The 24280-nt window shown below is 37.8% G+C and carries 23 protein-coding genes; 6 read left to right on the forward strand and 17 right to left on the reverse strand.

What is annotated here, in order from left to right; translation table 11 throughout:
• Positions 1 to 13 precede the first annotated feature (13 nt).
• Complete coding sequence (locus tag IR173_RS02095) at positions 14 to 631, reverse strand: HU family DNA-binding protein (RefSeq protein WP_237038030.1); 618 nt, start codon at positions 629 to 631, stop codon at positions 14 to 16.
• Between the two features lie 293 nt (positions 632 to 924).
• Here IR173_RS02095 and IR173_RS02100 point away from each other — a divergent pair, with 293 nt between their 5' ends.
• The gene (locus tag IR173_RS02100) at positions 925 to 2142 is read left to right on the forward strand and encodes a VapE domain-containing protein (RefSeq protein WP_237038031.1); all 1218 of its coding nucleotides are present in this window, start codon (positions 925 to 927) and stop codon (positions 2140 to 2142) included.
• A 101-nt stretch (positions 2143 to 2243) separates the two neighbouring features.
• Here IR173_RS02100 and IR173_RS02105 read toward each other — a convergent pair whose 3' ends face one another.
• The 14 genes from IR173_RS02105 to IR173_RS02170 all read right to left on the reverse strand — a co-directional run bounded on the left by IR173_RS02105 (position 2244) and on the right by IR173_RS02170 (position 15929).
• Positions 2244 to 2684, reverse strand: a complete 441-nt coding sequence (locus IR173_RS02105; protein WP_237038032.1) for a hypothetical protein — start codon at positions 2682 to 2684, stop codon at positions 2244 to 2246.
• A gap of 75 nt (positions 2685 to 2759) precedes the next feature.
• Positions 2760 to 3530, reverse strand: a complete 771-nt coding sequence (locus IR173_RS02110) for a glycosyltransferase family 2 protein (RefSeq protein WP_237038033.1) — start codon at positions 3528 to 3530, stop codon at positions 2760 to 2762.
• A gap of 4 nt (positions 3531 to 3534) precedes the next feature.
• Positions 3535 to 4242: a glycosyltransferase family 2 protein gene (locus IR173_RS02115; protein ID WP_237038034.1), complete on the reverse strand. Its 708-nt coding sequence runs from the start codon at positions 4240 to 4242 to the stop codon at positions 3535 to 3537.
• A gap of 7 nt (positions 4243 to 4249) precedes the next feature.
• Positions 4250 to 5296 carry an EpsG family protein gene (locus tag IR173_RS02120; RefSeq protein WP_237038035.1) on the reverse strand — a complete coding sequence of 349 codons (1047 nt, stop codon included), beginning with the start codon at positions 5294 to 5296 and terminating at the stop codon, positions 4250 to 4252.
• Between the two features lie 29 nt (positions 5297 to 5325).
• Positions 5326 to 6417 carry a glycosyltransferase family 4 protein gene (locus IR173_RS02125; protein WP_237038036.1) on the reverse strand — a complete coding sequence of 364 codons (1092 nt, stop codon included), beginning with the start codon at positions 6415 to 6417 and terminating at the stop codon, positions 5326 to 5328.
• Positions 6408 to 7106 (reverse strand): glycosyltransferase family 32 protein, encoded by a 699-nt coding sequence (locus IR173_RS02130; RefSeq protein ID WP_237038037.1) that lies wholly within the window; start codon positions 7104 to 7106, stop codon positions 6408 to 6410. Before IR173_RS02130 ends, IR173_RS02125 begins: the two co-directional genes overlap by 10 nt.
• Positions 7103 to 8014, reverse strand: coding sequence for a glycosyltransferase family 8 protein (locus IR173_RS02135; protein ID WP_237038038.1), 912 nt, complete (start codon positions 8012 to 8014; stop codon positions 7103 to 7105). The genes IR173_RS02130 and IR173_RS02135 overlap by 4 nt, the downstream gene beginning before the upstream one ends.
• 38 nt (positions 8015 to 8052) lie before the next feature.
• Positions 8053 to 9000: a glycosyltransferase gene (locus tag IR173_RS02140; protein WP_237038039.1), complete on the reverse strand. Its 948-nt coding sequence runs from the start codon at positions 8998 to 9000 to the stop codon at positions 8053 to 8055.
• A 1-nt stretch (position 9001) separates the two neighbouring features.
• Positions 9002 to 10432 carry a flippase gene (locus tag IR173_RS02145; protein WP_237038040.1) on the reverse strand — a complete coding sequence of 477 codons (1431 nt, stop codon included), beginning with the start codon at positions 10430 to 10432 and terminating at the stop codon, positions 9002 to 9004.
• A gap of 48 nt (positions 10433 to 10480) precedes the next feature.
• On the reverse strand, positions 10481 to 11596 hold the full coding sequence (locus IR173_RS02150) for an MraY family glycosyltransferase (RefSeq protein ID WP_237038418.1): 1116 nt from the start codon (positions 11594 to 11596) through the stop codon (positions 10481 to 10483).
• Between the two features lie 163 nt (positions 11597 to 11759).
• The gene (locus IR173_RS02155; RefSeq protein WP_237038041.1) at positions 11760 to 12326 is read right to left on the reverse strand and encodes a UpxY family transcription antiterminator; all 567 of its coding nucleotides are present in this window, start codon (positions 12324 to 12326) and stop codon (positions 11760 to 11762) included.
• Between the two features lie 337 nt (positions 12327 to 12663).
• Positions 12664 to 13734 carry a GDP-L-fucose synthase family protein gene (locus tag IR173_RS02160; RefSeq protein ID WP_237038419.1) on the reverse strand — a complete coding sequence of 357 codons (1071 nt, stop codon included), beginning with the start codon at positions 13732 to 13734 and terminating at the stop codon, positions 12664 to 12666.
• Positions 13734 to 14816, reverse strand: a complete 1083-nt coding sequence (gmd, locus tag IR173_RS02165; RefSeq protein WP_237038042.1) for a GDP-mannose 4,6-dehydratase — start codon at positions 14814 to 14816, stop codon at positions 13734 to 13736. Before gmd ends, IR173_RS02160 begins: the two co-directional genes overlap by 1 nt.
• Positions 14817 to 14864: 48 nt before the next feature.
• Positions 14865 to 15929, reverse strand: coding sequence for a mannose-1-phosphate guanylyltransferase (locus IR173_RS02170; protein ID WP_237038043.1), 1065 nt, complete (start codon positions 15927 to 15929; stop codon positions 14865 to 14867).
• Between the two features lie 137 nt (positions 15930 to 16066).
• On the opposite strand from IR173_RS02170, the gene rfbA reads away from it, so the two are divergent.
• Together rfbA and rfbC are read left to right on the forward strand one after the other, a co-directional pair.
• Positions 16067 to 16957: a glucose-1-phosphate thymidylyltransferase RfbA gene (rfbA, locus tag IR173_RS02175; RefSeq protein WP_237038044.1), complete on the forward strand. Its 891-nt coding sequence runs from the start codon at positions 16067 to 16069 to the stop codon at positions 16955 to 16957.
• Complete coding sequence (gene rfbC / locus IR173_RS02180) at positions 16957 to 17526, forward strand: dTDP-4-dehydrorhamnose 3,5-epimerase (protein WP_237038045.1); 570 nt, start codon at positions 16957 to 16959, stop codon at positions 17524 to 17526. Before rfbA ends, rfbC begins: the two co-directional genes overlap by 1 nt.
• 222 nt (positions 17527 to 17748) lie before the next feature.
• Here the strand turns inward: rfbC and IR173_RS02185 are convergent, their stop codons facing one another.
• Entirely contained in the window at positions 17749 to 18849 is a 1101-nt protein-coding gene (locus IR173_RS02185) for a Wzz/FepE/Etk N-terminal domain-containing protein (protein WP_237038046.1), read from the reverse strand.
• A gap of 1 nt (position 18850) precedes the next feature.
• A complete protein-coding gene (locus IR173_RS02190) occupies positions 18851 to 21349 on the reverse strand; it encodes an SLBB domain-containing protein (RefSeq protein WP_394800636.1) in 2499 nt (832 codons plus the stop codon).
• Between the two features lie 530 nt (positions 21350 to 21879).
• Between IR173_RS02190 and IR173_RS02195 the strand changes: the two genes are divergently transcribed.
• From IR173_RS02195 to IR173_RS02205, 3 genes are read left to right on the forward strand one after another with little or no spacing between them, the layout of a single operon-like run.
• Entirely contained in the window at positions 21880 to 22245 is a 366-nt protein-coding gene (locus tag IR173_RS02195; protein WP_237038048.1) for a response regulator transcription factor, read from the forward strand.
• A 3-nt stretch (positions 22246 to 22248) separates the two neighbouring features.
• Positions 22249 to 23415 (forward strand): sugar transferase, encoded by a 1167-nt coding sequence (locus IR173_RS02200; protein ID WP_237038049.1) that lies wholly within the window; start codon positions 22249 to 22251, stop codon positions 23413 to 23415.
• A gap of 40 nt (positions 23416 to 23455) precedes the next feature.
• Complete coding sequence (locus IR173_RS02205; RefSeq protein ID WP_237038050.1) at positions 23456 to 24280, forward strand: TolC family protein; 825 nt, start codon at positions 23456 to 23458, stop codon at positions 24278 to 24280.

Consider the following 24280-nt stretch of genomic DNA (forward strand, 5'->3'; position numbering starts at 1 on the left):
TATAATAAGCGGGTTAACGTGAAACCCTAAAAGCTCCCGGCACCGGACGGTAAGCATCAATACCGGAAACTTTCTCCAACATATTCCTCGCTATCCAAGACTTTATCCGACGATAAGCCGTGCTGCGTGTCATACCGCATACACGCTCCAATTCAAGGCGGGTGATGTAACTGTTGTATTGAAAATAGTCACTCAATATTCCCATCAGTTCAATGTCCGAATAATTCAGCGTATGCTCCCCTCTTTCGGAACGGACAAACTTCAGTCCCTCCAGTTTACCACATATAGCCTTCTCCGGCTTGTACACCACCGACTTAAAACGGATAGACTCCGCCCGCACCTCTCCTTCCTTTTCCACATCGGCCGGACACGACAACGTCATCTGAAAATATCCAATGCCGTCGATATGCACACAATTTCCTTTTTGCAGTTCCTCCACAAAACGGTCACTCATTTCGCACAACACAGCCCTCAAATCACTCTTAGTCAAACTGGTCGCCTTCTGTATATCGTCTCCCAGACTCCAGATACTAACCGTTTTCGACCTGGCTACACGAGCATGCAGATGCGCCACCTCCTTCCCGTCCACTTCGCGGGGAGGGCTCTTATACAAATCATATTCCACCTTCATAATCTTCCCTTTTTAGCGATTATTCCATACGTTTTCTCCTCATCGTCTCAGCCGGGTGAAACGAGAATTCCACCCGGCTGACATGCTCGTTCCACCCGAGTGGAACGGTCGTGCCAGCCAAGTGGAACGATGCCATTTACAGCATAAAGGTAACAAAAAAAAGGCAGACTGACACCATATCAGGCATTTATTTCCAATAAGCGGAAAAATATTTGCTGAGGCGGAAAAATATTTGCAAACCCCTCTCCCGATGTCGTAACTTAGCTGCATAGAAACCAAAAAACAAAAGAAAAATGAGCAAAAGGAACTTGAAAAATCTGAGAAAAGAGAATGAATCCTTAATAGAAATGTGTGCCCGAAAAACAACTCCGTCCACCGACCCTGCATTGGATGCCATTTTGCAAATGGAATCATACTTGAAACGCCACTATGATTTCCGCTTTAACCTGATAAATGAAATAACCGAATACCGCCTGCACGGTACTTTGCCTTTCGCCCCCCTGAGCCAGCGTGACTTAAACTCCATCTGCATTGCAGTCCGCAAGGCAGGGATAAACTGTTGGGATAAAGACGTCAACCGTTTTATTTACTCCACACAAACCGGCAGCTATCATCCCTTCCGGCTCTATATGCAGGAACTTCCGTTGTGGGACGGCACAGACCGGCTGACCGACTTGGCACAGCGTGTTTCTGCCCACGATTACTGGGTGCGCAGTTTCCACCGATGGATGTTGGCAATGGTAGCCCAATGGATGGGCCTGGACGACACCCATGCCAATAGCGTGGCCCCCATCCTGGTCAGTCAGAGACAAGGGAAACAAAAATCCACGTATATAAAAATGTTGATACCGCCCGAATTGCAAAACTATTATACCGATGATTTCAACCTGAACGCTAAGGGACAGGCCACCCGCAAATTATCGGAATACGGGCTGGTATGTATGGATGAATTTGACAAAGAAACAACCAAGAAGATGCCTTTATTAAAGAATCTGATGCAGATGGCAAGCCTGAGTTTCATCAAATCATATCAAAAGAGTTTCTCCAAACTGCCTCGAATCGCTTCATTCGCAGGCACATCCAACCGTAAAGATATCTTAACTGACCCTTCGGGAAGCCGCCGTTTTATCTGCATCGAAGTAGAAGAGAAAATCAACACGGAAGATATCATACATTCACAAATCTATGCCCAGCTGAAAACAGAACTGTTACGTGGTGAACGCTATTGGTTTGACAGTGACGAAGAAGCGGAAATCAATCTCCATAACCGGGAATTTTACAGACAATCAACAGAAGAGAGCATATTTAATTGTTGTTTCCGGGCGGCACAACCTGATGAAACGTATATGGAACTGTCGGCAGCAGAAATCTTCCTATCCATCAAGAAACGCTATCCCCATGCATTAAAGCAGGCATCTCCGGCTAGTTTCAGCAAAGTATTGATGTCACTTGGGGTAGAAAGGATACATACGCGCACCGGCAATCTTTATCGCGTGATAGAAATGAAATAACTCCTTTCACAGAAATGCGCTATAGATCAGACACTTACAGCGCATTTTGTGTGAAAGGAGTTTTCCTAAACTTTTCTCTCCGTACTATTTTTGTTTTATTCTTAATTGACAAAGCTCAAGTCACATACCGGTATTCCGACCTGATACTTTTTCAAAGTATTCTCACTCATTTTCCGTTTTACCTTAGAAACAGGCACCAGATAATAGAGCATCGGATTATTCGGCCTCTGTCCGTACCCTATTAATACAAAGTCGACTTTCTTCCTTCTCCGGTCAATCAGTTCTTTCCGTGAGAATTTATAACCGTCACTTTCTGCAAAGGGATACCAAGTGCACATCACATTCACCAGCTTGTCTGCCCTGTTCATCAGAGTAAGAAAATTACCCTCATTCACCATACGGCACTCTACCAAGCCCCTCTCATTAATGAACTTGCAAATGAAGGAAGCAAAGGTGTTATTATTGGCATTCTTTACCTGTGCCAATGATATTGTCGGTAAGAGAAAGCATAAAAATATGCTCAGCTTAAAATATTTACTCATTGTTGGACTACTGTTTATAAATTAAATTGGTAGTCTTAACAATGGGGAGAAGAGATTTGTTCTAGTAAGAAAATGTTAATGAAAAAATGAAAATCCCGATTCCCCTATTTTATATATATAACGTAAAGATAACAAAAACACATTGGTATAAACGCCATTCTCTCGGAAAGCACGTAAATGTTCTTTCATGATTCTCTTATGTGATCCCATTCCTGAAGTACTTGCCCCTCCTATACGCATTGTCACCATATCCATTGGTATATACTCTATTTTAATATTCCCATTAAAGATAATTCGCAATAAAAATTCGAAATCTGCAGCAATCTTATAATCTGTCTTATATAATCCAAATTCATCAAAACATCTTTTTCTCATATAAAATGATGGATGCGCAGGCATAAAGCCAAACCTCATTAGTTTCCGCCTAAATATTTTTGAAGAATAATAGCGAACACATTTATTTAGATTATTCGATTTAACAAAATGCACATCACCGTAAACAGCATCAAATGTCTCATTATTGTCGAATCTTTCCGCTACTTTCTTCAAGACATCGCCATGAGTAAAAAAATCATCAGAATTTAAAATACCTATAATGTCTCCTGTAGCCATTTTTATCCCTTTATTCATAGCATCATATATACCACAATCAGGTTCACTAAGATAACGTAATCTCCCATCAAATTTTATTTGATATTCTTTAATTACATCTAATGTTCCATCTGTAGAAGCCCCATCAATTATAATTGATTCAAAATCTCTGTATGATTGATTGAGGATACTATCAAGAGTATCTCCAACTGTTGACAAACTATTATAAGTTGTAGTAATAATACTGATTTTCATATCATTAATAAAAAAAACGTTTACTCAAATGATATAATAAATAAGACCTATAAGCTATTTTAAAGAAGAGGGTGGTACCATCAGAAAATCCACCAGCAGATGTATTATCAGTATGTCTCCTATATCTTATAAGTTTCTCATGCGAGATTTTCACCTTGTAAAAAGATTGGGCCACTAAAAATATCCAATTATCATGCGTACAATATAAATGGTTTTTAGGAAAAGGAAGAGCCTTCTTAAGTACATTCATTTTAAAGGCCATACAACAACCTAGAAATCCAAATTTAAGGATATTTCCTAACCAAGAATAATAGACATTCCTTTTGTGAAAGAAAGAATCTGCAATTTTTTCACCTTTACTATTTACAAGGATTGCATCAGACACAACTAAGTCATACTCTTCTAATTCTGCAATACAATAATCCACCTTATTACTCATCCAAATATCATCTTGATCAGACAGAAGAATATAATCTCCCGTTGCATACGACAAGGCATTCTCAAAATTAGAAGTATAACCTTTCTCTCTATTATTTATGACTATTTTTATCCTATTATCATTTAATTCTTTAATTATTTCTAGCGTATTATCTGTGGAATGGTCATCTGAAATAATAACTTCATCCTTTTTTCCTAATTGTGGTAAAATGGAGAGTAGTTGTTCTTTTATATACTTTTCTCCATTATAAGTAGCGATACATACCGAAATCATAATTAGTTTAGAAATATATTAGATGTTTATATAATATGTTTATTGAAAACAAGAGTAAAAAATAGCATCCTACACAAATTGCTTTCATTTTTTCTCCTTTAAATAAAATAAATAAATATGGGAATAACAATATCTCAATACAAGCAAATAAATCCGAAGCTCTATACCCTAAAATCGGTGTAACAGCTCCTAAAACGGGAAACACAAATAAAGAAATACCAAATATTTTCAGATACAAAGTAAAATTTTCATTCTCATTTTTTAGAAATGAATAATATCGAAGTAAAAAATAATAAATAAATAATTTAAACAAAAAATAAGGATTAAAGAGATTTATATCAGCAAATCCTTCGCTACCCATTTCTTGCAAAGACCTATACATCAATAATTTATTTCTAATAGGTGTAATAGGTATGTTTTCAATTAGACTTTGATTCAAAAGAAAATAAAAAGTATATCCTATAATAGGCAAGAAAATCCAAAAAAGAAAAGTTTTAGAAGTCAATTCTTTTTTTCTGAGAAATAAAAGAATAAAATACAGTAAACTGGAAAAATGAAATAGGCTCGCTAACAGTATAATAAAAACATATTTTTTTATTTTTCTTTGAGCTAAATAAGGCACGGCTATGAGAAACAATGCTGTTGCAACTCCAGCTCTAATTTGATTAATGTCTTGCAATAAAGCAATATTAGATATATAAATTATTACTGCTACACAAGGCAAAGAAGAATTATGATATATAGCACGCATTTTATATGAAACCCCAATAGACGCATAAAAAACAAATAGAATAAAAGTGGGTAAACCTAAAAGCTGTATTAATGAAGATATAATAATAAAAGTTGGCTCACTTATAGTCAAATAGTTACCAATAGAAGCAACATAAGTAGTATAATCATTATCTACTCCTGGCCCTCTCAACCCAATAGATAAGACCAATACTATTGTAAGACAGATAAACTCTTTTTTGCTAAGGGTTTCATAAATACCATTATTATATATCTTAAAAAAAACATATAAAAATACTAGTAATAAAATGATTATTAAATGCATTGATGAAAGATTATGAAAATATATGCAACTTAAAATAGAGGGTTATCAATAGCCTCCTTTAACTTCTTATATGCGTTATCCCAAGTATATTCTTTTATTAAATTTAGACCATTATACGCCAATTTATATCTTAAATCATCATCCTCAATTAATCGGATAATATTTTCAGCTAATTTATTATAATCTCCAACTTTTGCCAATAATGCGGTTTGTCCTTCCTTGGCTACAACTGTATATCCACCTATATCAGTGCAAACAATTGCACATCCACACAGCATCGCTTCAGGAGGAGTTAAACAAAATCCTTCTTTAGAACTAGGACCTAAGAAAATAGAAGAGGAATTATAGATTTCTAGATGTTCTTGTGGAGAAGGAGTTTGAGTATATTCAATCCATTCCGGCAAATCTTTAGGTTTATCGGGAACCCCAAAAAAACGAGCTCTAAATTGTGGATATTTCTTCTTAACTATATTCAAAGCTTTCAATCCTACATTACATGATTTTAACGGATGATCATGCCAAAGCATAGTAACAGCGTATTTATTTTTTTTCTCTATAGGAATAGTCAAATAAAATTTTTTTTGATCGAAACCATTTTCAATCAAAAAAGACTTTTCATTAAGATTATCCGCTATCTCTTGTAACCACGGTGCAATTACAATTTTATTCATCTGCATCTTCCATGTACTAATAACAAAATCTTTATCCCCATTCCAATCTTCAAAAGATTGTAACAAATAATATTTTTGATTTGAGGGTATCTCATTATATAGATCAACCCAATAAGCTGTAGACCAAGATGTAGCAAATAGATAAGTTGTATTTGGTATTGATGCTTTATTAAGCCTATATCGTAATAAATGATTTATTCTATTATCTGTAACAAACCAACTATCTGGCTTATAAGAACAAAACAATTTATACTTCAGCCACCTAAACCATCTACAAAAATAATATCCATAGCGTATGACCCAATTAGAGACAGGACGAGAAGTTATTCCATATACAATATTTATGTGATATCCATCTCTTGCTAGGCGATTCGCATATTCATAGACAACTTTAAAACCTCCAATAGGTTCTTCACCTGTTCTTGGTAATATAAATGTAATTACAGCCATTTTAAAGATTTTCTTTGTTTTATAATCCAATCAATAATCTTTTCACCTATAATTGGTTTTAATATTAAAGCAATCTTGCGTGACTTAGGAACCCAAGAACCTGCAAAATGATGAATTGTATATGTATCCCGAGTAGCATAAATTTTTCCTGTTGCAGAAGATTTTGCTGTCAAGAAAACAGGTTCAAAAATACTTAAAGTTCCATTTTTAATATAACGATTATATAATATATCGTACATAATAAGTGGAAGAGGTTTTATATCAAAAGAGCCATCAGGTCGCATAAAACAACGATTTTCATAATAGCTCAAACATTCCTTTATCCAAACAGCATTTTTTTCTGCACCAAACACTCCTGCTTCAATAGCATTACTACCTTCTTTGCCCAAAATACATGAATTGTTCAAGAGAGAATTAAAACTTTTAACAACCTCCACATCCATATCCATATAAATACCGCCATAATGGTATACAGCAAATAATCTAATATAATCAGCAGCAAATGCATATTTTTTAGCTTCAAACGCTTGTTTTACCCAAATAGATGAATTAATATCAAAACGCTCAAAATTCCATAAGATAAATTCATAATCAGGTAGTTGTTTTTTCCAACTTTCCATATATTCCTGTAATTTAGAAGGAATAGGATTATTACTTAACCAACAGTAATGTATAATTTTAGGAATCATAATTTATAATATATAGGAGTTTTTAATCCAAAACGTACCATTATCTTATATATGGATTTTAAAAGATTCAAAGGTTTCTTTTCAGATATCGTATAATCTTTCCACTCTGTCCGTTCTAAATAAATATAATACATATTTCTTAAAGGATGTTCACAGCCAGCTTCCCATGGTTTAGGTTTCCAAGTATAATGTAATATAACAGGATTTTTTATAGCATTCAACAATTCTTCACTATAATTGTTTTTTACAATTGTAGAATTATGAAAAAAGGCCTCTTCCACATTCCATTTACAATCTAAATGCAGATACTTATCATGAAACAAAGCATTCAAAACATCCTGATCATGAGCTTTTAATTTACTTGAATTTACAGCAATAAAGTCCGCTATCCGTTCTACTACTTTATTTTTTCTCCAATAATCTACATTTATTAATAAAACACCTGCATTAAAGTAACCATATTTAGATTCATATTCCAATCTTTCATATGCGTCATTTAATGAACATCCATGTTCCTCCACTGCCCCCAAAGCCCAATCAGATATATCTATCTCCCAAAGTTCTTTTAATGAAGAGTTAATGATTATATCACAATCTAAATACAACACTTTAGTTATATTTAGAGGCAATATTTGCGGTATTAATAGTCTATAATATGTTACAATGGTCAGATGATCAGTTTCTCTTATCGGGCACTTTTCTAACAATTTATCATCAATAGTCAAACAATAATATTCGCCATTATATTTGTCAACTATTGCTTTTAAAGAATTAGAATTCCTCACACTTAACCCACTTGTCAAAACATATACAAAAATCTGTTCTTCCTTATTATTCTCAAATAAAGATGTTAACATTGTTCCACAATGTTGAACATACATATCATCAGTCGAACATACTATAACCATAACATTATTTTATATTAAATTATTACCAACGACTTTCTTTATCTGATTCTTTTACGCCAAAATTGTCTATTTCTAAAAAACCAAACTAATGAAAAGTATTTTATAAAAAAAGTTCTACGATCAATGACTTTAAAAGATATTGCCTCTTTAAAAGCAGCATATAAATGTCCATGAAATAAATACTGAATCATATAACGCCATCTTTTCGCATTTTGCAATTCTTTCAAAGATAAATCTCCACTTCCATATTTTCCTATAATATAACTTGTTATATCATCAATACTCTCGTTGAACTCTTGAGATTTCCTAATATCATTGCTATTACTTATGGAAGTGGATAAACATCTATATCCAGCTGTATAATCTGTTAAATATATAATATCAGAATGTGCACTTATTGATAACCATACTGGATAATCAAATGTTTTAAACTTAAATTTTATGTAATCATCAATATTACAATATTTATTAAATAGCTGCCGAGAAAATAATACAGTCACAGCTGCCATAAAGTTAGCTTTTAGAAGTTCCGAATAATTATTATTCAATGGAACTTTAGACTCTTCTATTTTTTTTGATTTCTCATCAATCACATACCAATTAGAACATACCAAACCCACATTTTTGTTCTTTTCAAAAATATCAACTTGCTTCTGCAATTTTAAACAATCAAGCCACACATCATCACTTTCTAATATTGCTATATATTTACCTTTAGCGTGTTCTAATAAATACTTATAATTTTGCATCAATCCCCTATTCTCATTATAGTGAAAATAATGAATTTTACTAGGATACTGCTCTGCAAAACTTAAAGCAATAGACGAGGTTTGATCTGTAGAGCAATCATCACCTATTAAAAGTTCAATATCAAATTTTACTTCCTGCCGAAGAAAGCTTTTTATAGACTCTGCTATAAAATTTTCATGATTATAAGTCGGCATTAATACACTCACAACCACCATATCACTACTATTATTACACATATTATTTAATTCCTAATTTTGAGATTGCAGCTATAATAAATTCATTTTTAATACAATATATTTGTATTATCAAGCTGTAAATACACACAATACCCGCACCTATAAAAAGTGATAACAATAAAGATTTAATATAAAAATTGCAGATTATAACAAATACCACCAATGGTAGCATGTAAGCAATGTTTTTTATCAAATTCTTAAATGGAAATGACAAAAACAGATATTTTTTAACAAAAAATTGAGCAGAACAAAGTACAGCAATTTCAGATAATAACCATACTATAGAAGAACCAATACTTCCCCAATAAGGCACTAAAAGAATATTTAATAATATTCCAACAGATGCACCTATAATAGAATTTATCAGAATAGCTTTATCTTTTTTCAAAGGCATCAATATATGGCAAATTAAAATTTGCTCATACCCAATAAACAAAACTAACGGTAAAACGATTCTCATAGGTAAAATAGCACCTTCATATCCTTTTCCCGATATTAACATAATAATTTGAGGAGCAAAAATTGAAGTATATATTATTAACGGTATAGAAAAACTAAATAAGATATCACTTGATTTTCTAGATATCCTTTTAAATTCTTCCATTTTTTTTTCTGCGACAAGGCTACTCATTCTAGGAATCATTACTCCTGTAAAAGCTGTAAATAATGCCAAGAATATAGTATATAACTTAGTAGCAGTTGTATAATATCCAACTTCGATTTCCCCAGAAACAAATCCTAAATACGCAATATTAAAAGATGTATACATCGACGTTAATAATGCATAGATACCTAAAATGCAAAATGGCTTTATATAAAACAAAAAAGAAATACCTTTAATTTTAATATCTACAAAATGCCTACAATACATTATATTAATTAAAGCTGTAAAAACTACCATTAAAACACTCAAAAGATAGTAGACTTGATAATCTGAAGAATCACGTATGAAAATAAAAACAAGTAAAACATATAACGCTTTTATCATAACTCCTCTCAGCGTCACATACTTAAAGTTCTCAATTCCCTGAAAGAACCAATCTATCTGTAAAAAATTAAACACTAATTTCAACAATCCTATGAACATTAATGATCTATATTCATATAATTGTGGTATAAAGAAAATCGAAAAACACAAAGCTATTAATGATAAAATAGTAAATATGGCATTTAATGATAACAAGTCAGAAAAGACCCTAGAAACCTTTTGCGGACTTCCATTTACTTTAGCAATTTCTCTTACCCCCAATACACTAATTCCTAACATTGAAAAAAGTACAAAATAATTAATAATGCTATCAACAAAATTACATATACCAATGTTATTAACTCCTAATACCCGCGATACATAGGGATAAGTAATAAATGGAAAAATATATCCACTAACCGTTAATGCCGAACTATATAAGAAATTTTTTTTAATTGAAGCCATCAATATATCATATCAGGGGTTATTGATTTCTATATTTTGTTTTAAATATTACTCTGCTCTATGCAATGTCTTACGTTTCTCAATCACTTTATCCATATACATATGCATCCCTGTCCAGGCTGCTACATCCACAATAAACAACAATGTATTATCAACATAGCTAACCAAAAGGATATTACTTAAACTGAACAAAAAAGAAATGAACAAAATAGTAATCATTGCGTTTCTGACAGTAAATCCCATGGCAAGAAACTTATGATGGATATGCGTTTTGTCCGGCAAAAAAGGACTTTTGCCATTACGAACCCGACGGATGACAACGCGAATGACATCCAGACACGGGACTAGTAGTACACTGAATGCAACCAATATAGCACCATTGTAATTGAAATTCATCACTACATATTGGTTCATTATATATTTGATGGTTAGAAAACTGAGAATAAAACCTAAAGTCAAGCTACCGGTGTCTCCCATGAATATCTTTTTCCCACGCTCTGCCTGACCAAATACATTGTAATAAAAGAAAGGAAGTAATACACCAATGGTAGTAAAGGCTAAAAGGCTGTAAAGCCATAAGCCATTATAAATAAACAGATTACCGTATACAAACAGGGCAACAATACTCAGTCCGGAAGCCAAACCATCTATACCGTCAATCAAATTGACGGCATTTGTGATAAATACAACCAGCAAAATAGAAAATGGCATCCCAATGTATGCAGGAATGGAATAAATGCCAAACATTCCATAAAAATCATTTACATACAGACCTGCCAACGGGAACATGACTGCCGCAAAAATCTGTACCACAAACTTCTGACGCCAGCGCACTCCGACTAAATCATCGGCAATACCGACAATGAAAAGTAGAGTCAGACCGCTACATAGCAATAAAAGTTCCGGGAATTGGGTCGCGCTATCCGTCCAAAAGAACCATCCTGCCTTCTCACACAATGCTACCAAAAACGTAATGGCAAAAAGTATGGTGGGGAAAAAACAAACGCCTCCCAAACGTGAAATCGGACGTATATGAACTTTTCTGCCATCAGGAAGATCAAACAGCCCTTTTCTTCTTGAAATGATGATGATATTGGGAATAATGATACGTGCCAGACTGATAGCCAGCACGAAGCCTATTAAGATAATTATCAAATGCTCCATCATAATTTAAATTATAAAGCCAAAGAATAAGTTTTCTCACAATGGGGGTAATCATAATTTAAATGACAGATATGATAATGTTCACCATTACCCAGAGATAATAGGGCAACAGTAATCGTTTTCTTTTTTTGCAAAATTACATCCATTCCTTTAGTTTTTGTGTCTAGTTATTAAGTCTTTCTATATATCCTATGGGCATCTCTACACAAGCAAAACCCAATGCTGCAATACGAACGGCAACCTTGGTTTTCCCGTCTACAGTGACCAACTCTCCCTCCAGTCCTGATAAAGGTCCCTTGATTACCCGTACTTTTTCACCGGGTATCAGGGAAGAATCATTAAGCGAAACAGCACTGTCCGAATAATCGAGCATAAACCGAAACCGCTCCATTTGTTCGTCGGGTATGACCAATGGCACACTTTCGCCACGATTCACCATATACCGATTCACCGAATATAATTCAAGCACTTTCTTCCGTTCCAAAGCATCTACGTGAACAAATACAATCATAGGAAGCAATACTCTGGATATTTTTTTCCGGCGATCACTCCATTGATGAATTTCTTCTTGTATCGGAAGAAAGTTTTCAATCCCTATAGCGTTTAGGCGAGCACTTGTTTTCTTCTCGTGATAAAGGCGAACGTACACAGCCAACCACTGCTTTGGGTAGGCTTCGCCGTTACCTGTCACAATAGCAGATAAATCAAGCGCTTCTTTTTCTGAATCCATAAAACTCATAATTAGCATTTTAGCATATATCTATTATTCACATATTTAATAATAGATACACCTATCATACTAAGATAATGCAAATATAATGGAATACTGCGTAATAAAACAGCTTTTTTGAATTATTTATCCAATTATTCCGCACATCAGCAATTATATTCAAAAAAATATTTTGCAAACGAATTAACATTATCTAGTTAGACAGATACTTATGTTTAACAGAATTAGATGTAAATTGTTTCGGCTGTATCCTATTATCGCTGTTATCCCTTCGGATTATATCAAAAAAAGAAGACCAACTAACTCATTTTAAGTTAATTGGTCGTTCCATTATATTTTAGGATAAATACCATTGATACATTTTATGAACCCCTTCATCAATATCAATCCGATGATGCCACCCCAATGCATGCAGTTTGCTCACATCGGTCAGTTTCCTCATAGTACCATCCGGTTTGGTTGAATCAAAAATCACCTGACCCTGATACTTCGTTTCCTTCACTATCAAATTGGCTAGGTCGGCAATGGTTATTTCTTTGCCCGTACCGATATTAATATGGCAATTCCGAATATCCTTTGTACCTTTCTGATAAGTGTCTTCAAAATTGACATGCTCCATTATGTAAATGCTGGCATCAGCCATCTCTTCGCTCCACAAAAACTCGCGAAGCGGTTTACCGGTTCCCCACAGCACTACCGATTGTCCGGTGATGCCGTATTTATGTAAAACAGACAGGATTTCGTCTTCACTACCGGCTCCGCTCACTCCCTCTATCGGACGGAGATTCAGGTCCTTACGTATAGATTCCCAATCAGACTCATTCAAGCATTTCGCCAAATGAATCTTACGAATCATGGCAGGCATGACATGGCTGTTTTCAAGATGGAAGTTGTCATTCGGCCCATATAAATTAGTAGGCATCACTGCGATATAGTTTGTACCATATTGCAGGTTAAAACTTTCACACATCTTCAGCCCGGCTATCTTGGCTATCGCATACGGCTCATTGGTATATTCCAACGGAGAGGTCAGCAGCGCATCTTCTTTCATGGGCTGTTGCGCATCGCGGGGATAAATGCAGGTACTGCCCAAAAAGAGCAATTTCTTCACTCCATGACGAAAACTCTCCCCAATCACATTTTGCTGAATTTGCAGATTCTGGTAGATAAAATCAGCCCGATAGAGACTGTTTGCCATAATGCCTCCCACATGAGCTGCCGCCAAAATAACATATTCGGGCTGTTCTTCATCAAAGAAAGTCCTCACAGCAACTCCATCAAGCAAATCCAATTCTTTATGAGAACGGCCTACTAAGTTAGTATATCCTTTCTTCTGTAAATTGTTCCATATAGCGGAGCCCACCAATCCATGATGGCCTGCCACATATATCTTGGCCGTTTTTTCCATCATTCCCCGATTTGCTCCTTCAAATACAATTTCTTCACAAATTTCATATCATGCCGCACCATAATCTTCACCAGCTCCGGGAAAGAAGTTTTACGTGGATTCCACCCCAGCACTGTTTTCGCTTTGGTAGGATCGCCCAACAACTGTTCTACTTCAGCCGGACGGAAATACTTGGGATCAACAGCCACCAGTTCTCTGCCTGTGTTAATATCGATTCCTTTTTCCTCTACTCCTTTTCCTTCCCAACGCAGTTCGATACCAACTTCCTTGAATGCCAATGTACAGAATTCACGTACCGTATGGTATTCGCCGGTTGCAATCACAAAGTCTTCCGGTGTCTCGTGCTGAAGTATCAGCCACATACATTCCACATAATCTTTGGCATATCCCCAGTCGCGCAATGAGTCAAGATTTCCCAAATACAATTTATCTTGAAAGCCTTGGGCAATACGAGAGGCCGCCAACGTTATTTTACGTGTCACGAAATTCTCTCCACGCCGTTCGCTTTCATGGTTAAACAGAATGCCGTTCACAGCAAACATTCCGTAACTTTCACGATAGTTCTTTGTAATCCAAAAACCATACTGCTTGGCTACTCCATACGGAGAACGCGGATAAAACGGAGTCGTCTCTTTCTGAGGAACCTCCTGCACCAGTCCGAATAATTCGGAGGTGGAAGCCTGATATATCTTGGTCTTTTTTTCCAATCCCAAGATGCGAACTGCCTCCAGCATACGCAATGTGCCTATCGCGTCAGCTTCAGCAGTGTATTCGGGAACGTCGAAACTTACTTTTACATGGCTTTGCGCTGCCAGATTATATATTTCATCCGGCTGGACAGCCTGAATGATGCGAATCAAAGAACTGCTGTCCGTCATATCTCCCCAATGTAAATTTATCAGACGGCTTTTCTTCATATCGCGCACCCACTCATCAAGATAAAGATGCTCAATACGCCCCGTATTAAACGAGGAAGAACGGCGCAAAATGCCGTGGACTTCATACCCTTTGTCAATTAAAAACTCTGCCAGGAACGAACCGTCCTGTCCTGTAATACCTGAAATCAATGCTACCTTTTTCATTCTTATAAAAATTTATTTAGCTTCTTTTCTCTGAAAAGAATAGTCTGGTCATTCGACCGAAAATTCCTTGATACGCTGCTCCTCACTCAGTCTGCAAATAAGAAGAGTGTTGTCTTTTTCTGCTACGATATATCCGTCAAGCCCCTGCACCACCACTTTTTTCTCTTGCGTGGTGTGAATGACACAATTCCGTGTCTCATACAATTTTATATTCTGCCCTATCTGAGTGTTATTATGGGCATCTTTAGGCAGGTTTCCGTGCAAGGAACCCCATGTACCCAAGTCACTCCATCCAAAGTTGGAGGGGAAAACAAATATCTCATCCGCCTTTTCCATAATGGCATAATCGACAGAAATGTTTTCACATAACGGAAAATTTTGATTTATCATTTCCTGCTCCCGCTCCGTGTAATAGTAAGGCAGCAATCGCTCGAAGATTTTCGAAATGGCCGGTTGATACACCCGCAGCGCATTTACAACCGTACTCACATTCCATACAAAAATGCCGGCATTCCAAAAGAAATTATTTTTCTTGATATATCTTTCGGCTGTCTCCAAATTAGGCTTTTCTTTAAACGAATACACCCGATACACCTCTTTGTTTGAGGTGGAAGGTACAGTCAAATCCGCTTCTATATATCCATATCCTGTTTCGGGACGGGTAGGTTTCATCCCCAAAGTCAGGATTGCATCCGAATCGGCAGTAAACTTCATGGCGGAGTTTATCACCCGCTGAAATTCTATTACATCCATCACAATATGGTCACTAGGTGTTACCACCATATTGGCTTTGGGATTACGCGCCTTGATTTTCCAACTGACATAAGCGATGCAGGGAGCCGTGTTGCGACGGCAAGGTTCGCGCAAAATATGATCATCAGCTATTTCGGGCAATTGCTCCTTTACCGTTTCTGCATATTTTTCAGAAGTAACCACCCAAACATTTTCAGGCGGACAAATACCTTTAAAACGGTCTGCCGTTAATTGAATTAATGTACGTCCACAACCTAATACATCTATAAACTGTTTAGGATAATCGGGGGTGCTCATCGGCCAAAACCGGCTACCTACGCCACCCGCCATAATAACGAGGTGATTATTCTTAATATTCATACATTTTCATTTTACATTGTATAAGTGCAAAGATAACTATTATTTTCAGAAAAAGGCATTGTATATTAATTTATATACTCTATATTTGCATGAAATCAACAAGTTTCCGTCTACGGACAATTATAAAATTTACTATAATGAAAGGAATTGTATTGGCTGGCGGTTCAGGCACACGTCTTTACCCCATAACGAAAGGAGTTTCCAAACAACTGCTCCCTGTATTTGACAAACCGATGATATATTATCCCATATCTGTATTAATGTTGGCAGGAATCAGGGAGATATTAATCATCTCAACCCCATACGACTTGCCCAGTTTCCAACGGCTGTTAGGTGACGGAAGTGATTTTGGAGTACATTTTGAATATGCGGAACAACCGTCTCCCGATGGCTTGGCGCAGGCTTTTATCATCGGTGAGAAATTCATCGGAGAGGATTCTGTCTGCCTTGTCTTAGGAGATAATATATTCCATGGGAACGGACTTTCTGCTTTGCTGAGAGAAGCCGTACATGCTGCCGAATGTGATAAAAAAGCAACAGTATTCGGATATTGGGTAAGTGACCCTGAAAGATATGGAGTGGCAGAGTTCGACAAAGAGGGAAACTGCCTGTCCATTGAGGAAAAACCGGCTCAACCCAAATCCAATTATGCCGTAGTGGGGCTGTATTTCTACCCCAATAAAGTAGTGGAAATTGCCAAGAACATCAAGCCATCGGCACGCGGAGAGCTGGAAATCACGACGGTAAACCAATGTTTTCTGCAGGAGAAGGAATTAAAGGTACAGACATTGGGACGCGGATTTGCATGGTTGGACACAGGTACACACGATTCTTTGGCAGAAGCAAGTACTTACATAGAAGTCATCGAAAAACGCCAGGGTTTAAAAGTAGCCTGTCTGGAAGGTATAGCATTAAGAAAAGGTTGGATTTCGACAGAAAAGATGCGCGAACTGGCTCAACCGATGTTTAAGAACCAATATGGACAATATTTACTTAAAGTAATTAAAGAATTAGGATTAGATAAATAATGGAAGTTATTAAAACGGCAATAGACGGGGTTCTTATTTTAGAGCCCCGTATTTTTAAGGATGCAAGAGGTTACTTTTTTGAAAGTTTCTCTTCCCGCGAATTTGAAGAAAAGGTATGTAAAACCACTTTCGTGCAAGACAATGAGAGTTTCTCCAGCTATGGTGTCGTGCGAGGGTTACATTTTCAGAAACCTCCTTATACGCAAAGTAAAATAGTACGCGTCATTAAAGGCGCCGTGCTGGACGTGGCAGTGGATATCCGTAAAGGTTCTCCAACCTTCGGACAGCATGTGGCAGTAGAACTTACCGGAGAAAATCATCGACAATTATTTATACCAAGAGGGTTTGCTCATGGCTTTGCCGTGCTCAGTGATGAAGTCTTGTTCCAGTATAAATGTGACAACTTTTATGCTCCGCAAAGCGAAGGAGGCATTGCATGGAATGACCCTGATTTGAATATCGACTGGCGTATTCCGGAAGATAAAATCATTTTATCGGAAAAAGATAAGGTGCACCCTACTCTAAAAGAACACGAAATAGTTTTTAATTACAATCAGAAACTATATTAAAACAAATAGAGGGTGTGTAGAAACTCTCATAAACTAAAAGTTACCCTCGCCACAGGTAGTTGTAGCGAGGGTGATTTTGATAAAAGAGGAGCTTTGCCACACCTCCTTATTCATTACAATACGAGACAAGACAAATGAGTTTTTCCTCTCAAAGCTTCAATCATAAGATTGTCAACGTACAAGTTCTATTTTGAAACGGTCTTGCCAATATATCAATATCTATTATTCATTGCCGGAAGAAGACAATCCTTTCTTCAAGCCAGCCAATAAATCACGGCCAAACAAAATCCAAGCCGAAGTCCCTATTACTGCAAGAAAAACAAAACCGATTAGAATCATTTTCTTGCTTGTTCCTGATGGATGTAAAGGTACACTTGCCGGCTCAACCACTGCAAAAACAGGTTTTGCTTCCTGAACCTTGGCACGAGCCACCTGTAACTGGGTAGCCACCTGACTATATACTTGATATGCCAAACTCATTTCATTTTGCAAACGTTCACCTTCTGTCAAAACAGTTTGTAAAATAACATTTTTATTCGCATCCATGTAATTTGCATAACTTTGTTGAGCTACATAATATTCATGTTGTCTCTCTTTATACAACTGCTCCAAATAGTTACAATCCTGTTGGGCTTTTGACACCCTATATGATGTGATGTATTTTTGCAACTTAGCAACCACAGAGTCGGCTACCATTGCTGTAACTAAAGGGTCTTGTAACACGACTCCTACTGTGGTCATCCCACTTTTCTTATCTACATCGGCTGTTATTGCTTTACGCAATCCTGCAACTATAGACATTTGCTCACGAGTTAACTGAAAAGGGTCCAAATTCTTCATCTCTTCCTTCTCATTAGAAGATGAAGAGAAAAGATTTCGGATTTTTCCGGGAAGTTCCACTATTATTCCCCACCACGGAGCCTTCTTATGTTCAAAATAACCCACTAAAGTCGTGTCTACATCACCATGCAATGTTTTTACATGTATATCAAATAATTCCAAAATAAACGGAGTAGATTCCACTATATCCGGGAAAAGGGACACTGTTAATGCATCTGCGTCCATTCCCCCATTCATGCCGCCAAGTCCCAACATTGATGCCATACCAGACAACTCATTTCCACCGCCCTTTCCTGACTCCGGTGCCAAAGTTACCTCAACTTTATACAAAGGAGGAAGACTAAAAGCTATTATTAAGCCTAATATAGCACCAACTCCGGCTGCTTTCATCAATTGTTTTCGGGCAAGCCACAACTTCCTGACATACGCCATCAAATCTATTTCCGGCGCTTTGGACACTGTATCTTTCTTTTCTTCACTCATCTTATTTCAATATATTAGCAATAGACGCCGCAGTTAATCCCAATGAGCCTAAAGACGAAGCGATTCCCAGAATGGTTTGGAAATTCATTCTTCCATTCCTGTCTTTTACCGGCACAACAATCTCGCACCCCGGCTCAATCATATTTCGTCCCGAACCTTTGACTTTGGCCACCTGACCATTCATATAAATGATAAATGCCCTGCTCTTACGAGCATTGTTTGCAAATCCACCGGCCTGACTAATATAGTATTTCACTGACTTATTATCCCTATAGGCTACAGTATTGGGTAACATCACCGCACCATTTATCCTTACAGTATTACTCAATTCGGGAACAACCAATTTATCACCGGCACGAAGCACCACGTCTGCACTGGAACCCGGATTCTTCATCGCCATTTCCAAATCAATACCCACAGAATAAACACTGTCCAAGTCCAACTTCAATGAATCCATATTGGCTTGCCCCATTTCACGACGCATCATTTTGAACACATCTTCCATACGCTTCAGCTCCTCGTCATTCGCCTGACGAATCAGCTTGGCGCCTTTCACATAAGCAAACGGAGTCACACCACCGGCCTTTTTCACCAAATCAGAAAGACGCTCACTCTTATTGGTCAGTGAGTAAGTACCGTCATAAAGCACCTCACCTGTAATATCTACATTGGCCTGTTCCTGATAACCGGGGCTTCTTCTGACATACACCTGGTCGTAGGGCTGCAACACGAAGCCGGGTTCGCCGTCAATCACAAATCCATCCTTCAAAGAAAAAGAATACATTTTACCAATAGTAGAAGAAACATCCGTACTCTTACTGTCCTTGATACGCCGCGAAACGTCCACACGCACTGTAGATGCCGATTCCTTCAATCCTCCTGCCTGAATAATAATATCTTCCAGCGTCGTATTGTCGGCATACGGCAACTCCCCGGGACGGGCCACCTCACCAAACACTGTAATTACACCCATATCCTGCAAATCATGGATGCTGGGAATATAAAGAACATCATTCTTCTGTAAAGGGATATCGGGAATAGTGCCGTCAAGCACTTTCTTAATGTCAATAGGAATCACCTCACGAGTCAAATTATTACGCTCGCGATACAGCACGGCACGGGCAGTAAACGCATCCCCCATCAAACCGTCCGCTTTTTCCACCAACTGCCGGACCGTATTCAATGAGCCTCCAAACTGATAGATGCCCGGACGGTAAACCGCACCCTTAATCTCCAGTTTGTTTTCAAAACGATTCAAGATAGCCTCGGCAGTCACCTTGTCGCCATCTTTCACCGGAAAAACGGAGTAATCAATATCATCAATCGTATAGACCTGATATTCTTTCCCATTCTGGCGAATCATGCGCAGGGCACGGGTGTATGCATCTCCCGAAAAACCACCGGCATACTTAAGCAAAGTCTTTACATTCTCGCCATTCTTCATTTCGTATTTCATGGGGCGTTTTACGTTCCCTTCAATCTTCACCAATGCTTCATAAGGAGGCACAATGACAACATCCCCCTCCTGCAAACGAATGTCATCGGTGGTCTTGCCGCGCATGATAAAATCGTACACGTCGACCGTGGCGATAGGCTTGCCGCCGCGAACCAACTGAATGGCACGCAAACTACCGATATCATTTACTCCGCCCGCACGGTAAAGAGCATGGAAAACTGTGGAGAAAGAAGAAAGCGCATAAGTACCGGGAGTCAGTACCTCTCCCATCACGTTCACCTGAATGGTACGGCTGTCTCCCAACGTCACCTTTATTTGTGAAACAGGATTTTCGCTGTCTATACCGGCATAAATCCGGTTCAACTCCTTGCGTAAATAGTCCGTTGCCTCGCTCACCGTCATGCCGTTCAGATACACCAAACCGATATCTTCTATATTAATGTATCCGTCGGGCGAAATATTATCGCGTATGGTAGCCTGATTGGTTCCCCAAATGTCTATAATCACTTCATCTCCGGGCCCCAAACGATAATCCACCGGAGTAGCCAGATTCACACTGGGCTCGAATGTCAGATTCTTGGTGTTGAAAATATCACGTCCGAAAACCTTTTCCTCCTTCTTTTCATCCTCCTGCAAATAAAGAACCGTGTTATTGTCATATACAATATTACCATTCTTATCAATGGTATAGGTACCCATCTCTCTGGGCTCCAAAGGTTCGGTTGTTACATATTTATAAACAGGAACTTCTTTTTTCTCCGAGGATTCGTCAAAATTAAAATTCTTATCGATGTAATCATTGCCATTCTTTCCGTCTTCTTTTTCACCGGCTCCATTCTTCGTACGACCGCGTCCCTTTGTGTTGTCTAAAGTAGAAGACGATGAGTTTTTCCCATTCTTCTTTTGCTGTTCGTACAATAATTTGACACGTTCCGCCTGTTCCTTGGTCACCCCCCGACGAGCAAGCTCTGTGCTGATTTGCTGCTGGCTTTTGCCTTGTGCCAATCCTGACTGCACATATTCCACCACTTGCTTATCGGTCATACCACCTCCTGTCTGCGCAACAGAAGTAACAGACAGGCAAATTAATAGCAATGCAAATGTTACTATTTTTCTCATCATAAATCCTTCAATAGTTCTTTTAATTTATTTTTTCGACTAGTTTAGTATAAACTCCGCAAAAGTACGCAATCTTTTTGATATAAGCATTAAAATATTGCTAATAAAAGAGTATGTATCATACTTCATTATAAAATCGTTATCTTCATTTATTATATCAAAAAACCTCAAGAGGGCTTGACGAAACAATCAAGACAGTTTTCATAAACAATGGTGACTATCTTTGAAAACAATGGAGACATCTTTTTGTTCTTCCAGGCAATCCAATTAGTCATCGCTTTCCTCATTTGATAAAAACCTTGTTTCCGATGAAAAATGAATGATTTATTTCCCGGCAACACCCTCATCGACAATAATATCGACAAAAAAGCGGTATATACTCCTAAATTTAATCGATTTATATTGTTTTATACCAATATTTTTCCTTATTTTTGCCAAACATAATAAAGAATGATATGAGAAAGAGAATATTGATTCTAGACGACAAAGAAACAATAGCAAAAGTACTGTCTATTTATTTGATGGCTGACTATGACTGCATTTGGTTGCAGGATGGAGTTCAAGGAATGAAATGGTTACAGGAAGGAAACCTGCCGGACTTGATAATTTCAGACATACGCATGCCGGAAATGAGAGGAGACGATTTCCTGGAATGGATTAAGGCAAATGAACTGTTCAAGCATATCCCTGTCATTATGTTGAGCAGCGAAGACAGCACCACCGAACGAATAAGACTACTCGAAATAGGCGCGGAAGACTATATCGTAAAGCCCTTTAACCCGATGGAACTCAAAATCAGAGTAAAGAAGATAATCGAATAGGTTATGGCAACTAATCTGCTTTATATAGGAAAAAGCAAATCTTTCCTGACTCAATTCGGGAAGTTGGAAGATGTGCAGTTAATTTATGCCAAAGACCATAAAGACGCCATTACCATTTGTATCAACCTTAAAGCGAGAGAGAATATTATCATTCTCTATGAACAGGGAAACTTGAAGGAGGATGTGGAAAACATCACTCTTTTTAGGAAAAAATTCTATCAGGGATATGTGGTGCTGGTCACCGGCGGTTTGAAGAAAGAAGAAAGCGCGGCGTATCTGAAAAGCGGTATCAATGACACAATCAGCCCCGACATTTCAAAAGAAGAGCTGATTCAGAAAATTGACCTGATTAACAAAAGACAAGAACTGCTCTACATCAGCAACAGAAAGAAAAAAGTGGTAAAGCGTTTCATACTGCCTCGGTGGAAACGCTTTTTTGACATCACTTTTGCCAGTATAGCACTTATCGTCCTGTCGCCCGTCTTCCTTATTATAGCATTGGCGATTCGGCTGGAAAGCAAAGGGCCGATTATTTATAAAGCAAAAAGAGTAGGCACGAACTACAATATCTTTGACTTTCTGAAGTTTCGCTCCATGTACAATGATGCGGACAAGCATCTGAAAGAACTGTCGGACTTAAACCAATATAAATCTGAAAACGACACTGCAGCCGAGCCAAAAGGATTCGCCGATGATGACTTGGGTGGCTTTCTGATTGGAGACGACGGCGTGATACTGGTTTCTGACGACTTCATCATTCCGGAAGAAGTATTCGCATCCAAAAAAAACAGTGAACAAGAGGAACCTTTTGTAAAAATAGAGAAAGACCCTCGTGTCACGAAAGTAGGACGTTTCTTACGTAAATACAGCTTGGACGAACTGCCGCAGCTTATCAATATATTAAAAGGAGATATGTCTGTGGTGGGCAACCGGCCCCTCCCGCTCTACGAAGCCGAGCGCCTGACGAACGATGACAGTATAGACCGGTTCATGGCTCCTGCGGGACTGACGGGCTTGTGGCAAGTGGAGAAACGGGGAGACTCGGGACGGCTATCTGCCAAAGAACGAAAAGAACTGGATTTAAGATACGGCAGAGAATTCTCGTTTGGAATGGACATGAAAATTCTACTGAAAACATTTACCGCTTTCGTCCAAAAGGGAGATGTATAAACAATAATAAACAATGATTTAAAGGGGAAAAAGACATTCTATGAAACAACTATATGCTATAAGCATTCTCATATTTCTGTTTACAGGCTATGCCAAAGCTCAGGAAACACACGGAATACAGCAACCTGTCACAACACAGGATGAAGTAAATTCGAGTCTAAATATAGATATAGCCAAAATCAAACTACCTCCGCTGAGTGTGTTGTACGAGAATGCACGCAGCACTCCGAGTATCGAGATTCTGGAGAAAGAGAAGCAACTGCAGAAAAAAATATTGGCAAAAGAAAAAAGAAGCTGGATGAGCCTTTTTAATGCCTTCGGAAATATTTCGCACGGCATTGCCGATAACATCGGTTCGTCCACCGACCCGACCACTCCTTTAATCTATCGTTATACGGGAACGGAACAGACCTCGTGGAGTGTGGGCGGCTCCGTGTCAGTGCCGCTCGAAACGCTATTCGATTTACCGGGCAGAGTGAAGCGGCAACGCATTCAGGTGGATATTGCAGAATTGAAAAAGCAACAGGCATACGAGGAACTGAAAATACAGATAGCCCATTTGTATGTCCAGATTTTGTCGAATATCGAAACCTTGCAGCGCTCGGCAGAACATCTTGCTTTATATAAAGGTGCATCTGCCATTGCCGAACAGGAATACAGAAACAGGCGCACGACAATAGAAGCGGTAGCTCAAACAAAAGAGAAGGAATTCGGCGCCAATCAGGGATTCGCGGCCTTGCGTTCAACCATCAATGACCAATTGCTGATGCTCGAAATTATTTCTCATACACCGATTCTTACCATTCAGGAAGAGTTAAGTGCTACCGACGGAATGGACAAGAGTGAAAATACTGAACTGAAATAA

It is taken from the genome of Phocaeicola faecalis (assembly GCF_021730445.1).
GTDB classification, from domain to species: Bacteria; Bacteroidota; Bacteroidia; order Bacteroidales; family Bacteroidaceae; genus Phocaeicola; species Phocaeicola faecalis.

Bases quoted from the DNA above. Each gene is read 5' to 3' on its own strand.
- IR173_RS02095 (WP_237038030.1), bottom strand. From the start codon at position 631: ATGAAGGTGGAATATGATTTGTATAAGAGCCCTCCCCGCGAAGTGGAC.
- IR173_RS02100 (WP_237038031.1), top strand. From the start codon at position 925: ATGAGCAAAAGGAACTTGAAAAATCTGAGAAAAGAGAATGAATCCTTA.
- IR173_RS02105 (WP_237038032.1), bottom strand. From the start codon at position 2,684: ATGAGTAAATATTTTAAGCTGAGCATATTTTTATGCTTTCTCTTACCG.
- IR173_RS02110 (WP_237038033.1), bottom strand. From the start codon at position 3,530: ATGAAAATCAGTATTATTACTACAACTTATAATAGTTTGTCAACAGTT.
- IR173_RS02115 (WP_237038034.1), bottom strand. From the start codon at position 4,242: ATGATTTCGGTATGTATCGCTACTTATAATGGAGAAAAGTATATAAAA.
- IR173_RS02120 (WP_237038035.1), bottom strand. From the start codon at position 5,296: ATGCATTTAATAATCATTTTATTACTAGTATTTTTATATGTTTTTTTT.
- IR173_RS02125 (WP_237038036.1), bottom strand. From the start codon at position 6,417: ATGGCTGTAATTACATTTATATTACCAAGAACAGGTGAAGAACCTATT.
- IR173_RS02130 (WP_237038037.1), bottom strand. From the start codon at position 7,106: ATGATTCCTAAAATTATACATTACTGTTGGTTAAGTAATAATCCTATT.
- IR173_RS02135 (WP_237038038.1), bottom strand. From the start codon at position 8,014: ATGGTTATAGTATGTTCGACTGATGATATGTATGTTCAACATTGTGGA.
- IR173_RS02140 (WP_237038039.1), bottom strand. From the start codon at position 9,000: ATGTGTAATAATAGTAGTGATATGGTGGTTGTGAGTGTATTAATGCCG.
- IR173_RS02145 (WP_237038040.1), bottom strand. From the start codon at position 10,432: ATGGCTTCAATTAAAAAAAATTTCTTATATAGTTCGGCATTAACGGTT.
- IR173_RS02150 (WP_237038418.1), bottom strand. From the start codon at position 11,596: ATGGAGCATTTGATAATTATCTTAATAGGCTTCGTGCTGGCTATCAGT.
- IR173_RS02155 (WP_237038041.1), bottom strand. From the start codon at position 12,326: ATGGATTCAGAAAAAGAAGCGCTTGATTTATCTGCTATTGTGACAGGT.
- IR173_RS02160 (WP_237038419.1), bottom strand. From the start codon at position 13,734: ATGGAAAAAACGGCCAAGATATATGTGGCAGGCCATCATGGATTGGTG.
- gmd (WP_237038042.1), bottom strand. From the start codon at position 14,816: ATGAAAAAGGTAGCATTGATTTCAGGTATTACAGGACAGGACGGTTCG.
- IR173_RS02170 (WP_237038043.1), bottom strand. From the start codon at position 15,929: ATGAATATTAAGAATAATCACCTCGTTATTATGGCGGGTGGCGTAGGT.
- rfbA (WP_237038044.1), top strand. From the start codon at position 16,067: ATGAAAGGAATTGTATTGGCTGGCGGTTCAGGCACACGTCTTTACCCC.
- rfbC (WP_237038045.1), top strand. From the start codon at position 16,957: ATGGAAGTTATTAAAACGGCAATAGACGGGGTTCTTATTTTAGAGCCC.
- IR173_RS02185 (WP_237038046.1), bottom strand. From the start codon at position 18,849: ATGAGTGAAGAAAAGAAAGATACAGTGTCCAAAGCGCCGGAAATAGAT.
- IR173_RS02190 (WP_394800636.1), bottom strand. From the start codon at position 21,349: ATGACCGATAAGCAAGTGGTGGAATATGTGCAGTCAGGATTGGCACAA.
- IR173_RS02195 (WP_237038048.1), top strand. From the start codon at position 21,880: ATGAGAAAGAGAATATTGATTCTAGACGACAAAGAAACAATAGCAAAA.
- IR173_RS02200 (WP_237038049.1), top strand. From the start codon at position 22,249: ATGGCAACTAATCTGCTTTATATAGGAAAAAGCAAATCTTTCCTGACT.
- IR173_RS02205 (WP_237038050.1), top strand. From the start codon at position 23,456: ATGAAACAACTATATGCTATAAGCATTCTCATATTTCTGTTTACAGGC.